9 protein-coding genes and 1 pseudogene are annotated in these 15,247 nt (G+C 37.7%); 7 read left to right on the top strand and 3 right to left on the bottom strand.

Features of this window, described 5'->3' with window-relative positions:
- Positions 1-132 precede the first annotated feature (132 nt).
- The 3 genes from KO505_RS00360 to KO505_RS00350 all read right to left on the bottom strand — a co-directional run bounded on the left by KO505_RS00360 (position 133) and on the right by KO505_RS00350 (position 3,990).
- Positions 133-2,418: a TonB-dependent receptor gene (locus KO505_RS00360; RefSeq protein ID WP_216053450.1), complete on the bottom strand. Its 2,286-nt coding sequence runs from the start codon at positions 2,416-2,418 to the stop codon at positions 133-135.
- Between the two features lie 178 nt (positions 2,419-2,596).
- A complete protein-coding gene (locus KO505_RS00355; protein ID WP_216053449.1) occupies positions 2,597-3,577 on the bottom strand; it encodes a PHB depolymerase family esterase in 981 nt (326 codons plus the stop codon).
- A 158-nt stretch (positions 3,578-3,735) separates the two neighbouring features.
- Positions 3,736-3,990 carry a GIY-YIG nuclease family protein gene (locus KO505_RS00350; protein ID WP_216053448.1) on the bottom strand — a complete coding sequence of 85 codons (255 nt, stop codon included), beginning with the start codon at positions 3,988-3,990 and terminating at the stop codon, positions 3,736-3,738.
- Between the two features lie 221 nt (positions 3,991-4,211).
- On the opposite strand from KO505_RS00350, the gene KO505_RS00345 reads away from it, so the two are divergent.
- From KO505_RS00345 to KO505_RS00315, 7 genes and pseudogenes are all read left to right on the top strand, one after another.
- On the top strand, positions 4,212-5,636 hold the full coding sequence (locus tag KO505_RS00345) for a DEAD/DEAH box helicase (protein ID WP_216053447.1): 1,425 nt from the start codon (positions 4,212-4,214) through the stop codon (positions 5,634-5,636).
- Positions 5,637-5,908: 272 nt separating this feature from the next.
- Complete coding sequence (locus tag KO505_RS00340) at positions 5,909-7,588, top strand: monovalent cation:proton antiporter-2 (CPA2) family protein (protein ID WP_216053446.1); 1,680 nt, start codon at positions 5,909-5,911, stop codon at positions 7,586-7,588.
- A 258-nt stretch (positions 7,589-7,846) separates the two neighbouring features.
- Positions 7,847-11,089 carry a hypothetical protein gene (locus KO505_RS00335; RefSeq protein ID WP_216053445.1) on the top strand — a complete coding sequence of 1,081 codons (3,243 nt, stop codon included), beginning with the start codon at positions 7,847-7,849 and terminating at the stop codon, positions 11,087-11,089.
- 104 nt (positions 11,090-11,193) lie between these two features.
- On the top strand, positions 11,194-11,880 hold the full coding sequence (locus KO505_RS00330) for a lysoplasmalogenase (RefSeq protein ID WP_216053444.1): 687 nt from the start codon (positions 11,194-11,196) through the stop codon (positions 11,878-11,880).
- 411 nt (positions 11,881-12,291) lie between these two features.
- On the top strand, positions 12,292-13,167 hold the full coding sequence (gene rfbA, locus KO505_RS00325; protein WP_216053443.1) for a glucose-1-phosphate thymidylyltransferase RfbA: 876 nt from the start codon (positions 12,292-12,294) through the stop codon (positions 13,165-13,167).
- Complete coding sequence (gene rfbB / locus KO505_RS00320; RefSeq protein WP_216053442.1) at positions 13,167-14,222, top strand: dTDP-glucose 4,6-dehydratase; 1,056 nt, start codon at positions 13,167-13,169, stop codon at positions 14,220-14,222. Before rfbA ends, rfbB begins: the two co-directional genes overlap by 1 nt.
- Before the next feature lie 131 nt (positions 14,223-14,353).
- Positions 14,354-15,247 (top strand): annotated as a pseudogene (locus tag KO505_RS00315) (IS256 family transposase); the annotation flags it as partial.

The raw sequence follows: 15,247 nt of genomic DNA, 5'->3' as shown, positions 1-15,247 counted from the left end.
ATTAGTTAATCAATAACCTTGGGTAAGTACTAACATTGATTTAAACATGTTAAAAGAAAAAACACGTTAGTTTGCACTAACGTGTTCCATAATCTTACCTATTACTTTTACTGTTAGCCTTTACTCGTTTAATTAAAAACGATAACCAACTGTTAAATGTAATGTCATTGGGTCGCCGTAATAAGCTACTAAGGTCTGGTCGCCGCCTAAACCTGGTGTGTACGTACCATCACCATTATCAGCAACAAAGTTATATCCACCAACTTGATATTCTTCGTCCGTTAAGTTTTTAGCGTACAAACCACCATACCAATTGCCTTCATTACTTTCCCAATTCACACCGACATTTACCATACCGTAACCTTCTTGCGACAATAAATCACTGTCCTCAAACAAGATGTAATCATCACGATAGTAATAACCACCTGTTACAACAAAATAACCTAAATCACTGTCTATTAAGTAGTTTGCCGACAAGTTCATGGTCATATCTGGTGTATTAGACAAGCCAACTAATTCGCCAACTAACGTTGGATCATCTTCAATTTTTGCATCTAACAAGCCTAAGGCAAAATTAAAGGTTAAATCAGCAGAAGCCGAATATGTCACTTCCGCTTCCAAACCACTTACACTCGAACCTTTGATGTTACCTAAGTTCTGGTTGAGCACGGTTTGGTCATCTGGCGATGGTGTGATTGTAATATATTGACGGTCTTTATGGTCAATTGAAAATACAGTGATGTTAGTACGTAAAGTATTATTCCAGTCTTTCTTGATACCAAACTCTAATGAATCAACAATTTCTGGATCCGCAGCCATTTCATTCACTGTGGCTCTAGGATTAAACGTACCTGATTTAAAGCCTTGAGAGTAACTTGCAAACAACATAGTGTCTGCATCCATTTGATACTCAACGCCCAAACGTGGGGTGAATCGAGACCAATCCGCTTTAGCAGGTGCATCTAATACATCATCACCGTTGGTATCTGTACCTAGCACTTGTGGGAATACAATGCTTGGGTCTCTTACATAACCAGGTACCCAACCAGAAGACGGGTAAACACCCGTGTAAGCTAAGCCATTATTTACATAAGCTTCTTTTTCTTCATTGGTGTAACGCGCACCAACCGTTAGTGATAATGCGTCGGTTAGATTAAAACTACCTTGAGCATATACCGCACTACTTGTGCTGTTGTTACAACCTGTCACTTCACGAGTTAAACCAGGTAAAGCAAGTGAACGACCTAATACACCTAAAATGGCATCAAAATGTCCACATGATTCGCCGTCATACAAATACACACCACTAACTAATTTAAAGCCATCGCCAACATAATTTGCTTGTAATTCATGGCTGGTATTGTTGTCGTCGTAAATAGCCGGCACATCAAAAATATCTAAATCGGTATTATCAAAGTCAATGTTAGTATCTGAGTAACTTTCACGTGAAGAAGCCACGTATTTTAAAGACCAATCTTTATTTACATCCCAGTTCACCATAAAGCTCAAACCATCAAGCTCCACTAAGTTTTCTGTTGGCATGCTGGTGTAAGAATCAAACACACTATCCGGTACTGGTGCATCAGTTAATATACTTGGCAATAAACGATAACCGCCTTTCGCGTTAGAGTTATCCGTCGTGCTATCCCACGCTAAACGCATGAATAAGTCATTGCTGGCATGATATTCAAGGGTCAATCTAGCTGCAGTTAAGTCTTTGTTGTAGTTTTCTTTATCTTGGCCAGCAATGGCTGATTTTAAGAATTCACCGTAACCATCACGTGATAAGTTTGCATAACCAAACCCAACATAAAGTTTGTCACTAATAACAGGTACTTGCCCTGTTAATTTCATATCCGCTTGGCCATAACTACCAACCGTTAGTTCAGCATTCGCTTCCATGTCACCTGACATTTCTTTGGTCACATACTTAACGGCACCACCTATGGTGTTTTTACCGTAAAGTGTCCCTTGAGGACCACGAAGTACTTCAATACGCTCTACGTCTAATAAATCTAATACGGCACCTTGTGGACGGGCCATGTAAACATCGTCGATATAAATACCAACACCAGGTTCATAACCCCAAAGCGGATCTTGTTGGCCGACACCACGAATAAATGCGGTTAATGTTGAGTTAGTACCACGGCTTGTTTGCAAAGTGGTATTAGGCGAAAACTGCTGTACTTCTGTCATGGTTGAGATACCAGCTTCAGCTAAATCAGACGCACTTAATGACGTGACAGCTACTGGTACTTTTTGAATGTTTTCTGCTGTTTTACGAGCGGTCACTTCAATAACTTCTAAACCTTGTACTTTTTCTTTTTTATCATTTTCAGCTGCAACCAAAACGTTGCTTGCTAACGCGGTTGAAATAGCTAAAGCGAGACTCGTAATTTTGATATTTTTATTTGTCATGTTGCTACCCTGTTAATTTTATTTTTTTTCTAATTAGTTAATTTTTTAAATTCGATTATTCAAATTGTGTGTAATTATTTTTGACCTTTTAACTGTATCTGAATTTTTACCATATTAAATCTGTACGATAGTAGTATATGGTTTAACCTATTGGATAAACGTAACTACATGTTTTTATTTAATTAATCCATTTTTCAACTAAATACTGAGCCGCGCTCAGGTCTGAAGCAACCACAAAAGGTGCCACCGTTCCGCCCCCTTTTACATTTGGATTTACCGGAAAACCATGACCAATATTATCTAACTCAATTAGCTCGACATTTTTGGTGTCTCCCCAATAGGTTGTGGTCATATTTGTACCTTTTTGTGTTTGGGCTTGTTCTGAAACTTGATGTAGTTGACTCCATTGTTGCGCCATATCAAGTGAGTTTTTTGGATTAACAATGCCATCAGCGCTGCCCGATATAATGGTAAGCTCAGGCCATTGTTTTACGCCTTTGTTTAATTTCATAATACGGTCAGCTTGTAGTTTTGCACTCAGGTCAGAACCAGATTTCATACAAGAAATGGCTTTAACCAGGTTGTCGGCACAAGGAAATGGTATTCCAGCTATAATGGCTCCAGCTTCAAAGCTACCAGGATATTGACTCAAAAGGTTACTGGCCATCGCACCACCAGCTGATAAACCAACAATATACACTTGCTCTAAATTAAACTTGGATTGCACTGTACGTATCATATTCATGATAGACAGGCTTTCACCTTGCTCTGTTTGTTGATCCTGTTGGGAAAACCAATTAAAACAAGCCGTGGCATTATTCGTACTCACTTGTTGTGGGATTAATAATGAAAATTGATGACTTTGGGCTAAATCCAACAAACCGCTTTGACGAGATAAAGTCTCACCGTTTTGCCCACATCCATGCAATAACACAACTAATTTATTCTGTTGTTTATTATTAACCATTTTTGCTTTGGGTAAAAAGACACTCGCTAACAGCTCACCAGGGTTATCACCAAAATGAGTTAATGGTGTAAAATCCGTGACGGTATTAACGTTTTTAGTTTCGGCTTCAATTGACTGAACATCGACAGATGTCGCTGATAGGACCATCACCAACGTCATTAACAAATAGGTGTTAACTTTAATGTTTTGCATAAACCAACTCATGTTTAAATAATTGAGTTCATCATGGTCTATAAGTAATTAATAACGCAATGGTACTTTAGTTGACTATGCTATTTTAGTGACTAAGGCCTTGAGTTGAATGCGACAGACATTAACTTCAAAAGTAATACGTCCAAGTTATATTGAGATTAATCCGTTTTTTTTGAGTTTATGAGCGCTAACTTTTTGTTCCTAGGTAGTTTTTTAATGGCGATTTCTCTTTTACTGGCGGCACTGCGGTCCGGTGAATCTTCACTGTAAACCATTTCAACTGGGGTTCGTACCCGTGTATATTTTGCGGCAATCCCTTTATTATGTTGGGTTAAACGTCGAGATTTATCTGTGGTGATCCCGGTATATAAAGAATCATCCGCACATCGTAATATATATACAAACCAGCTCACTCAGTTACCCTTTTGCAACGATTTAACCATTTTCGTCACTGTAATGGATCGTTATCTTCTTGTCTTTGCATTTTTAAAAATAATCCCCCTCTAGGGATTGCCCTATTTTTATTCAATTTTACGCTTATAGATACAGAGAAACATTGCCATTATCGCTTTATTACTGTACCTTTCACCGCCTTTTGACGCTCTGTCAAAATTAATTACAATAGTGAGAATATATGCTTTTTTCTGAATTAGGTCTAAACCCGAAAATCTTAACAGCGGTTAATGAAAAGGGTTACGACACACCAACACCTATTCAGCAACAAGCAATACCGGCAGTATTAAGTGGCAAAGATGTCATGGCCGCCGCGCAAACGGGTACAGGTAAAACCGCAGGTTTCACATTACCGCTCTTACATTTGTTATCTCAAGGCGAAAAAGCCAAATCAAATCATGTACGTGCTTTAGTGTTAACACCAACTCGTGAGCTTGCAGCTCAAGTTGCAGAAAGTGTTGAAACTTATGGTAAAGACTTACCTTTACGTTCTCATGTTGTTTTTGGTGGCGTTAAAATCAATCCACAATTGATGGCGTTGAGAAAAGGCGTGGATATTTTAGTGGCAACACCGGGTCGTTTATTAGACCTGTTCAGCCAAAATGCAATTAAGTTTAACGACTTGGAAGTACTAATTTTAGATGAAGCAGACCGTATGTTAGATATGGGGTTCATTCATGACATCAAACGTATTTTAAAAGTACTTCCACAAAAACGTCAAAATTTAATGTTCTCAGCGACCTTTTCTGACGATATTCGTGACTTAGCAAAAGGTCTTATCAATGATCCTGTAGAGATATCAGTAACGCCTAGAAACGAAACGGCTAAAACGGTTCAACAATGGTTAACACCAGTTGATCAGAGTAAAAAAAGTAAATTACTGGTTAAACTTATTAAACAAAACGATTGGCAACAAGTGTTGGTATTCACCCGAACTAAACATGGCGCCAACCGCTTAACAAAAACCCTTGAGAGTAAAAATATTAGTGCTGCGGCTATTCATGGTAATAAAAGCCAAGGTGCCAGAACTAAAGCCCTTGCTGGATTTAAAGATAAAACGGTTAGAGTACTTGTTGCTACCGATATCGCTGCTCGTGGTATCGATATAGATCAATTACCTCAAGTGGTTAACTTTGACTTACCACAAGTTGCTGAAGATTACGTTCATCGCATTGGTCGTACAGGACGTGCAGGTGCTGAAGGTAAAGCTATTTCATTGGTTTGTGCCGATGAAAGCAAAAACCTCAACGATATTGAACAATTAACTCAACAACACATTGAACGTGTGATTGATGACGAATTTGCACCAAGTGTACCTTTACCGCCTTCAAGAGAAATTAGAGCTCCAAAAGCCAAAAAGGCTAAAAAATATAAACCGAACAATGAAGGTGCAGAGAACTCCAACAATCGTTCTAATAACCGCAACGCTAATAGCCGTGGCGGTGCACGCAATTCAGACTCTAGAAATTCTAATTCTCGTAGCTCTGGTTCACGAAACTCTGGTTCACAAAATCCTGGTTCACGCAGCTCAAATTCACAAAACCCAAACGCTCGTGGATCTGGTTCTAGTGCTGTAGGTAATCGCAGAAGCTCAACCGCTAAATAAAATATACACCCCCTAATTACAATTAAGTTAGGGGTGACTTTTGTGACACTCTTGATGGATACCTCATTCAATTACCCCCTCTCAGCTTATCAGTAACTAACTGACATAAACTGACCTCTTACTTTAAAAAACCTAATCCCAATTACATTACCTCGAGTGATAGTGCTAACTTATAATTGTTAATTTGTTCGCACTAGTTGTTATGAATCAAAGAAAACAATTATGATTTGAGCTATCCTGTCACTCTAAAATTACAACTATAGGTACCTATTTTGCAGTCCGACTTTATATTAGAGATTATATTTTTATTAACCGCAGCCGTTATAGCTGTGCCTATTTGTCAGGCATTAAAATTGGGGGCGGTTCCAGGTTTTCTAATAGCAGGTGTGGTCGCAGGTCCATTTGGCTTAGGACTGATCCATAACGTCGAACATATCACTCATATTTCTGAATTTGGCGTTGTTTTACTTTTGTTTGTTATAGGTATGGAGTTAAAACCCTCTTTCCTTTGGCAAATCAAGCGTCTGGTTTTTGGCTTAGGCAGTTTACAAGTATTGTTGTCTGGCGCGCTTATTAGTGCGCTTTGTTATTACGGTTTCGCTTTGTCTTTACCTGCATCTATTATAATAGGTCCAGCCCTAGCATTATCTTCTACTGCTTTTGTGCTGCAATTGTTAACCGATCAAAAATCATTAAATACAGAATACGGCCGCACCAGTGTGGCCATATTGTTATTACAAGATTTAGCTGTGGTTCCTTTATTGGCATTGATCCCATTGTTATCAGTACACGGCAGTTCTGACACACATCTGGGCTTAGCATTTGTTCGCTCCATTTCTATTTTAGTGGCCGTGATATTAGTTGGCAGGTACTTACTTAATCCTATTTTACATAAAGTAGCAGCGTCCGCTAATTCAGAAGTATTTACTGCATCAGCTGTGTTAATTGTTCTAGGCACTGCGTATTTAGCCGAACTGGCCGGTTTATCTATGGCGATGGGCGCTTTTTTAGCTGGAATGTTAATTTCTGATTCCGCATATCGACATCAAATAAGAGCTGAGGTTCAGCCATTTAGAGGGTTATTATTAGGTTTGTTTTTTATGTCTATGGGCATGTTATTAAATTTAGACAAACTCATTGAATATCCTTTATTAATTGCAGCATTAGTTACGGCTTTGTTAACTCTAAAAATCGGTCTGTTATATCCGTTATCTAGAATGTTTAATTTAGATTCAAAACGCAGTTTGGCGGTTGCCTTTATATTGGCGCAAAGTGGCGAATTTGCATTAGTGTTATTTGCTTTAGCTGAAAAAGCCAAAATATTTGATACCCACACGTTTGATATTTTATTGTTAGTGGTGTTAATAAGTATGCTTATTACGCCTGTACTTGGTTATTTAGCGAATCGCTTTAATAAAAGCAGTAAAGTGGTGAATAACGCCTCTGAGATCCCGGACAATAATTGTGTTGTAATTGCTGGATATGGTCGTGTTGGACGCTCTATTGGCGATATACTGACCATAGCAAACCAACCTTTTATTGCGATTGATGATAACGCCGCTACCGTGGCTCATTACAGTAAACTCGGTGTGCCTATCTATTATGGCGATGTAACAAAACCTGTGGTGTTGAATTCAGCTGGTATCAAACACGCCGCTTATATGGTCGTGACCGTAAATGAAGCTGAGACAGCAAAAACATTAGTAGAAACGATTCATAAACAATTACCCGACTTAACGATATACGCTCGTGGACATGACCGCAGTACGTGCCATCAATTGCGTGAATTAGGTGCGACCAACGCCGTGTCTGAAAATATTGAAGCAAGTATTGAACTTGCGCGTTTAATTCTGACGCATTATGAATTAGACCAAGATGAATTAACGTTAGAGCAGCTCAATATTGTTTTAAATGATTACAAATCAAACTATTACAAACAACAAAAAGATTAACTTCTCATTATCAGATTCGCCTTGTAATAATCCTCAAAAATTACAAGGCGACTCACCGTAAATTTTGTCGTCACATCCTTAAAGCAAATAGGCTTTTTGCCGATAACCTTTTATCCAAGTCTTATTATTGCTCTATAATTTATAAATAGTCCTTGAGTAACATAGTTACCAAACTAGTTTTTATAAATTTTCCTTTATGGTTGAAGCGTTTAACAGTAATTAGACCCCAAAAACTCAAAAAACAGTTGTTGTTATCATATGTTTAAATTTGATTTATATACTGCCAAATTATGTTTACTCGTCAGTTTGCTCCTGTTGTCTTCTTGTTCAAGTGACAAAGAAACAAACGTTGACCACACATTTTCTGTTGATTTCAGTACTGAAGCTTTTGAAGTTGAAGCTGGCAAATCCTTTGATATCGCATTACAAATTTCAAAAACCGGTGAATTTGACGTTAATTTTGAACTCAGTAAAGAACCAGAAAGCGGAGCGGTCTCCGTCACTGACGAGTTAACCCTAGCTACATACACTGCTGCAGATACATTAGGTGAAGGTACGTTTTATTTACGTTTTGAAAGTGACACCATGTTTGTCACCCATGAAATTAAATATACGGTGATTGAGAGTACCGATAAAAATACCGACCCAGATCCTACTCCAGATACACCAACCACACCCACAGAAAATACAGAGGAATATGACATTCGTTTTCCTTCTGATTACCAAACTATTTTTGAGCATGAAAGCATAACGTTTGATATAAAACGTAACTACGAACAAGCAGACCATATTGTAGAAACCTTCCATTTTAATACCCATAACGTAAAGGGCAAAATCTCTAAAGACAAAACCCAAATTACACTAACGGCTGGAGAAGGTAATGAAGATACCTATGGTGAAATCATTGCAGTGACCAATGTGGATGGTGTGATCCATGAGTCAAAAATGTACGTTATCTATTTTAATAAAAATAGAGACTTAACCACTGAAGAAGTGCCTGTAATCGCACTTTTGGACACAGAAATAACCATAACGCCATATTCAACTATACACAAAGCATTTGGTGTTTATGACCGAGATAGTGACCGTATTTCTTATCGTATTCTGTCAGCGCCTAGTTATGTGGCAACACATATTAACAAAGTGGAATCAGGGTTTGATTTAACTATTTACACTATCGACGAGATTGACGCGTCTGACAATGAATTAGTATTAGAAGTTAGTGATGCACATAATAAAGATGTTTACACTTTTAACTTAGTGCAAGCACAAACGTCTGCCGCGCATAAAGTGACACAACAAGTAAAACAATCTCCAAATACACGTCCACAAATATATATCGAAGAAAACGTTGCGGTAAGTTTGATAAAAAAAATGGACGGTACTGAAACTGGCATTGTGGCAGAGCTTGCCTTTGCTTATTCTGACGATGATAACGACGACATAGAGATATCGGTATCCTCATCAAGAGATAATTATACTTTCCGTATTGAAGAGCCTTATGTGTATGTTATGGCCACTGATATGTCAGAATTGGAACACGACCAGATCACCATAACCGCCAGTGACGGACAGTTTGAATCCAAACTGACTTATCATTTATACATTCCAGATAACTATTTAGATTTTTTAGGTGGTAATCCTAATATTGCGCCATTTATTGATTTGCCGACAACCATCAACTTGTTAGAAACAAAAACCATTGAACAGTTTTTTAATACCGAAGACTTTGAAAGGCATCCATTTGAAATAGGAGTGACCTATATTGATGGTGAAAGTGTTGCGTCAATCACGGACACAATATTAACTATCACAGCATCAAGCCCTGAAGCCTCTTTTACAACGCAGGTTACTGTTTGGTTAGAAGATGTATTCGAAAGCCGACGTGAACATGTTATTGACGTTAATATTTATAAAAATACAGCCCCATCATTAATTGTAGAAACTAATGATATTCAATTTATAGAACAACAAAATATTTCGTTATCTGTCGGGGTTGATGATATTGACCAACCTGAATTGCAACCAACATTTAGCTTTGATGAAACTAAGCTAATTCTAGATTATGTGGATGGCATCCTTACCGTTTCTTCAGTGGATTTAGAAGAAGATTACGCAGGTGAAATCCAAGTATATGTTCAAGATGAATTTGGTGAAACCGACAGTGATATAATTTCAGTATATATACGTTATATCAGCCCAGATAATGCGCCACCTGTTATTTTACTAGAACAAGAGTCCTTCTCTATATTACCGGGGGAATGTAACAGCACACTTGTCACCATTACCGATGACGATAACGACCCACTGGTATTAAATTCTGCATCAAGCAATGCTTTAGTGACTTACGATTGGGATCAGGATACTGGGATCATTAGTTTTTGTGTTGATATAAGCTCTGATTTTGAACAAGAGTATGCCATTACCTTAACCGCTTTTGATGGCATTAATTTAACTGAAAAAAATGTGACTTTAGTGGTTCCACGTTCACCTGAAGCCCCTATTTTAGAAATATTGCCTTACAGTGATGAAGTGGATGAAAATGAAATTTTAACCATCAATTACCGAATTTCAGATTTAAATGGTGGCGATATGGTGATGTCCATGTCTAATGTATCGCCAGATATAATCGTTGAGATCAGCACGCCGGTATTACTTGAAGATACCAATGAGACAGCGGATGTATTTATTTATGAAGGTACTATTACCGTTACTACACCTGAAAATGTAAATACGGAACAAGCCTACACATTTAATGTGGTTGCTCGCGATGATGCTGATTTACCTTCACCTGGAGAGATTTCGTTTACTGTGGTTCCAGTTAATAACCCGCCAGTTCTAACTATCATTGAGCAATTAGAGGATACAGAAGAGGATGAATTTGTACTTGTTATCACCAATGATTTTGAGAGTGAGCTTAATTATATTATTGAAGATGCAGACAGCAGCACCCACGAAATTGAAGTAAGAATTCAAGACTTTAGAGAAGATGTGTATGACTTTTCCGTTAACTACGTAGACCAAAAATTGCAATTGTTCGGATTGAGCAAACGCGCTGTGTTTGACTATGTGAGAGGCATCAATGAGTCCGTTTCTTCAGGAACAGAAAGTGCGGAGTTTGATATGGAAATTAGAATAGAAGATGATGCTGATTTTCCAGCGGCATCCTACGTGACGATTCCAACTAAATTCCGTTTTGAAAACGAAAAACCGGTAATAGATTCAGATGATAAGATAGTAATGAAAGGCACACGTCCTATCCAAACAAGCGTATCTTTGAGCTTATCCGATCCAGATGGCGAAACGGTTGAGATATTAAGTGTGGTAAATACCAGTGCCAATATTGAAATCGTCAATGATTTAGATAGTATCAACACTTTAAATAAAGTTGTTGTTAATGGTATTGCCACCACAGATGGAGAACCTACCTTTATAACGGTCGTTGTAAGTGATGGTTATGAAAGTACAGCTAAACAAATTTACTTTGAAGTAATTGATTGAAGGTTTTAAGTTTCGAGCTACGAGTTTTCGAGATTAAACTCGTAGCTCGTAGCTCGTAGCTCGTAGCTCGATACTAAAGATTTAAAGCTTTCTAGGATTAATTAATGTCTAATAAAACAACTGCTTTATTTATTATTCTGGCAAGTATATTTTGCTTAACCACTTTTGTAGAACCTTACCCTTTTGCATGGCTAATTAAAATTTTACCTATGTTGGTCTTGATATTTATCGTGTCACTGCAAGTCATCGTAAAATCGTCAATTCCATTTGTCGCCAATAATCAAACAGCAGATAACAGCGGAAAAAGCTTTATCTATTTATTGATTGCGCTCTTGTTCTCAACCTGTGGTGACATATTACTGGCATTAGGCCATGAACATTTCTTTATCTTTGGTTTAGGCGCATTTTTGATTGGCCACTTGTTTTTTATCTTTAGCTTCAAGCCTTTGGTAAAACAAAACTGGTTAATTATCCCGCTCTATTTAATCCCTGGATTAGCCCTATTTAGCTTAATGGACGGTAATTTAAACGAGTTATTTATTCCAGTTTTAGTCTATATGTTAGTGCTTTTGAGCATGGCAATTGCCACAGTGTTAAGTGCTAAAATTAATAAGTGGCTTGTTATCGGCGGCATAAGCTTTGTGATCTCCGACTCCTTAATTGGCCTTAATAAGTTTTATATGGAGATCCCCTACTCACATATATGGATAATGATCACTTACTACTTTGCCCAATTTTGTTTAGTCAATGGCATGACGGCAGCGAGCACACGAGAGGCGAGCTACGAATAAAAGGGCGGCAAGGCGATGAGTCTGCGAGTGACGAGTTGCGAGTTAAACTCGCTGCTCGAAACTAGAGGGGCTCAAACTCTTCACTATTCACTATTCACTCTTCACTATTCACTATTCACTATTCACTATTCACTATTCACTATTCACTATTCACTATTCACTATTCACTATTCACTATTCACTATTCACTATTCACTATTCACTATTCACTATTCACTATTCACTATTCACTATTCACTATTCACTATTCACTATTCACTATTCACTCGTCACTATTCACTCGTCACTATTCACTCGTCACTCGTCACTCGTCACTGAAGTATTCTCGTTTTTAATTTCAAAAGAGATCTTAAAAGTTGGCCGTGATATTGTATAACTATAATTTCAAAAAAGTTTAAAGCCGAGGTTGATTTGAAAGGTATTGTCTTAGCAGGTGGGTCAGGGATGCGTCTATATCCGCTCACTCAAGTGGTTAGCAAACAGCTAATGCCTATCTATGATAAGCCAATGATCTATTACCCGATAGCAACGCTAATGCAAGCTGGTATAAGAGAGATTCTAATTATTTCGACCCCTGCAGATCTTCCTCGTTTTCAAGCTTTATTAGGTAACGGTAATCAATGGGGGTTGAGCTTTGCATATGAAGTACAAGCAACACCTGATGGACTTGCACAAGCATTAATTATCGCCAAATCTTTCTTGTCTGGCTCACCTGTAACTTTAATCCTTGGTGATAACGTTTTTTATGGGCAAACACTGCCGCAATTGCTAAGACAAGCTAAAAACCAAAGTTCAGGTTGTACCGTATTTGGTTATCATGTTTCAAACCCTCAACGTTATGGCGTTATTGAATTTGATAATGCTGGTAGAGCCATTTCCATTGAAGAAAAACCACAAAAACCAAAGTCAAATTTTGCTATTCCTGGCATATACTTTTTCGATGAAAATGCAGTAGGTATAGCCGAAAACGTAACGCCAAGCGCAAGAGGTGAATTAGAGATCACTGATGTGATCAATCAATATTTAAAAATAGAACAGTTGAATGTAATTAACCTTGGCCGAGGTGTTGCTTGGCTCGATACTGGAACCCATGACGATCTATTAGCCGCCGCCCAATTCATAGCAACTATTGATAAAAGACAAGGACTAAAAATTAATTGTCCGGAAGAAATAGCTTGGCGTAATAAATGGATATCAACCAAAGAACTAACAGAAATTGCTAAACCATTACAAAAAAGCGGTTATGGTGAATATTTATTAAAATTAATTAGTGAACAAAACTTCTAATGAGAAATTTATTAATAACAGGAGGTTGTGGTTTTATTGGTTCAAACTTTGTTAACTACTGGGCCGCCCGATACCCCACTGATAAAATAGTCATTCTTGATGCGCTAACTTATGCTGGTAATAAAGCAAACATTGCCACAGTATTAACACAAAAGAATGTTGAATTTATTCACGGAAATATTTGTGATTCAAGCTTGTTGAATGACATTTTCCCAAAGTTCAACATTGATACGGTAGTCCATTTTGCTGCCGAGTCTCATGTTGATCGTTCAATAACAGAACCTGATGCTTTTATTAAAACAAATATTATTGGTACACATAATTTACTTATGACTTCAAAGCAATATTGGTTTGATAATAATGTAAAGAAACATCATTTTCATCATATATCAACCGATGAGGTGTATGGGTCACTAACCTCGTCAGAACTACCATTTAAGGAAACAAATCAGTACCAACCCAATTCTCCATATGCGGCAAGTAAAGCATCATCTGATCATTTAGTTCGTTCATATTTTGAAACTTATGGCTTAAACTCAACAATATCCAATTGCTCTAATAACTATGGTGCGTTTCATTATCCTGAAAAATTAATCCCGTTAACAATTACTAATATATTAAACAACAAAGCAATACCCATTTATGGCGATGGTAAACAGATCCGTGATTGGTTATGGGTGGAAGATCATTGCCGAGGCATTGAAAGCATTTTGAATAAAGGAACATATGGAGAAGTTTATAATATTGGTGGAAATAATGAATGGACCAATATTGATATCGTTAACTTAATTTGTAAAAACATGAATTTCCAATTTAGTAAGAACCAAGCTTTAATCGACAAATATCCCAATGCTATTAGTGTTCATAACAACCAAGCAGAGCAATTGATCACTTATGTTAAAGACCGACTGGGTCACGACAAAAGGTATGCTATAGATGCTTCGAAGATCGAAAAGTCGCTTAACTTTAAGCCAAGTATTAATTTTGAAGATGGATTGGACAAGACTATTTCATGGTATTTGAATAATCCTGATTGGTGGACGGAAATAGTATAATAGTGATGAGTCTGCGAGTGACGAGTTTCGAGTTTAACTCACGGCTAGTAGCTCGAAACTAAAGGACCCTGTAACTAAATCTGTGTAATTGCCTATTATTAATCCCCATAAAGGGTTTAGGATAGGCAATTATGAATAAGAAAGAACTTGAAGCGTTTGCTAAGCAAGCCGCTAAATCAATAAAAACGGAAGCAGACCTAACTGATTTTCGTAAAATGTTAACCAAGGTAACCGTTGAAGCAGCGTTGAATGCTGAACTGGATGAGCATCTTGGTTATTCTCGCCATGAGCAATCCACTAAAGACAATTACCGTAACGGTTATTCACCTAAGACTATTAGAACAGAAGATGGTGAAGTCGACTTAGATACCCCTCGAGATAGAGACGCTAGTTTTGAACCTCAGCTTGTAAAAAAGAATCAAACCCGCTTTACATCAATGGATGACAAGATTTTATACCTGTACTCCAAAGGCATGACAACACGGGATATCGTTGCAACGTTTAAAGAAATGTACGATGCGGACGTATCACCAACTCTTATTTCTCGTGTCACGAATGCCGTCATTGAACAAGTCGTTGAGTGGCAAGCTCGGCCACTTGATGCGGTTTACCCCATTGTCTATTTAGATTGTTTGGTTGTTAAAATACGACAGGATAAACAAGTCATTAACAAAGCTGTGTATCTTGCGTTAGGGGTGAATGTCGAAGGCCATAAAGAATTACTCGGTATGTGGATATCAGAAAATGAAGGCGCTAAGTTCTGGCTTAATGTGCTGACCGAGCTTAAAATAGAGGTGTTAAAGATATCTTAATTGCCTGTGTGGATGGCCTTAAAGGCTTCCCTGATGCAATTAATACCGTTTATCCTGAAACCCAGATACAGCTGTGTATTGTCCATATGGTGCGTAATTCATTGAAGTTCGTACCGTGGAAAGATTACAAAGCCATCACGGCTGATTTAAAGCGAATATACCAATCCATCACAGAAGAAGAAGCCTTAATGGCTCTTGACCAATTTGAGCAAC

The organism is Psychrosphaera sp. F3M07, assembly GCF_018860345.1.
Lineage (GTDB): Bacteria > Pseudomonadota > Gammaproteobacteria > Enterobacterales > Alteromonadaceae > Psychrosphaera > Psychrosphaera aquimarina.
The sequence above is the reverse complement of the archived record's forward strand: the minus strand, read 5'-3'. Positions and strand labels throughout refer to the sequence as shown.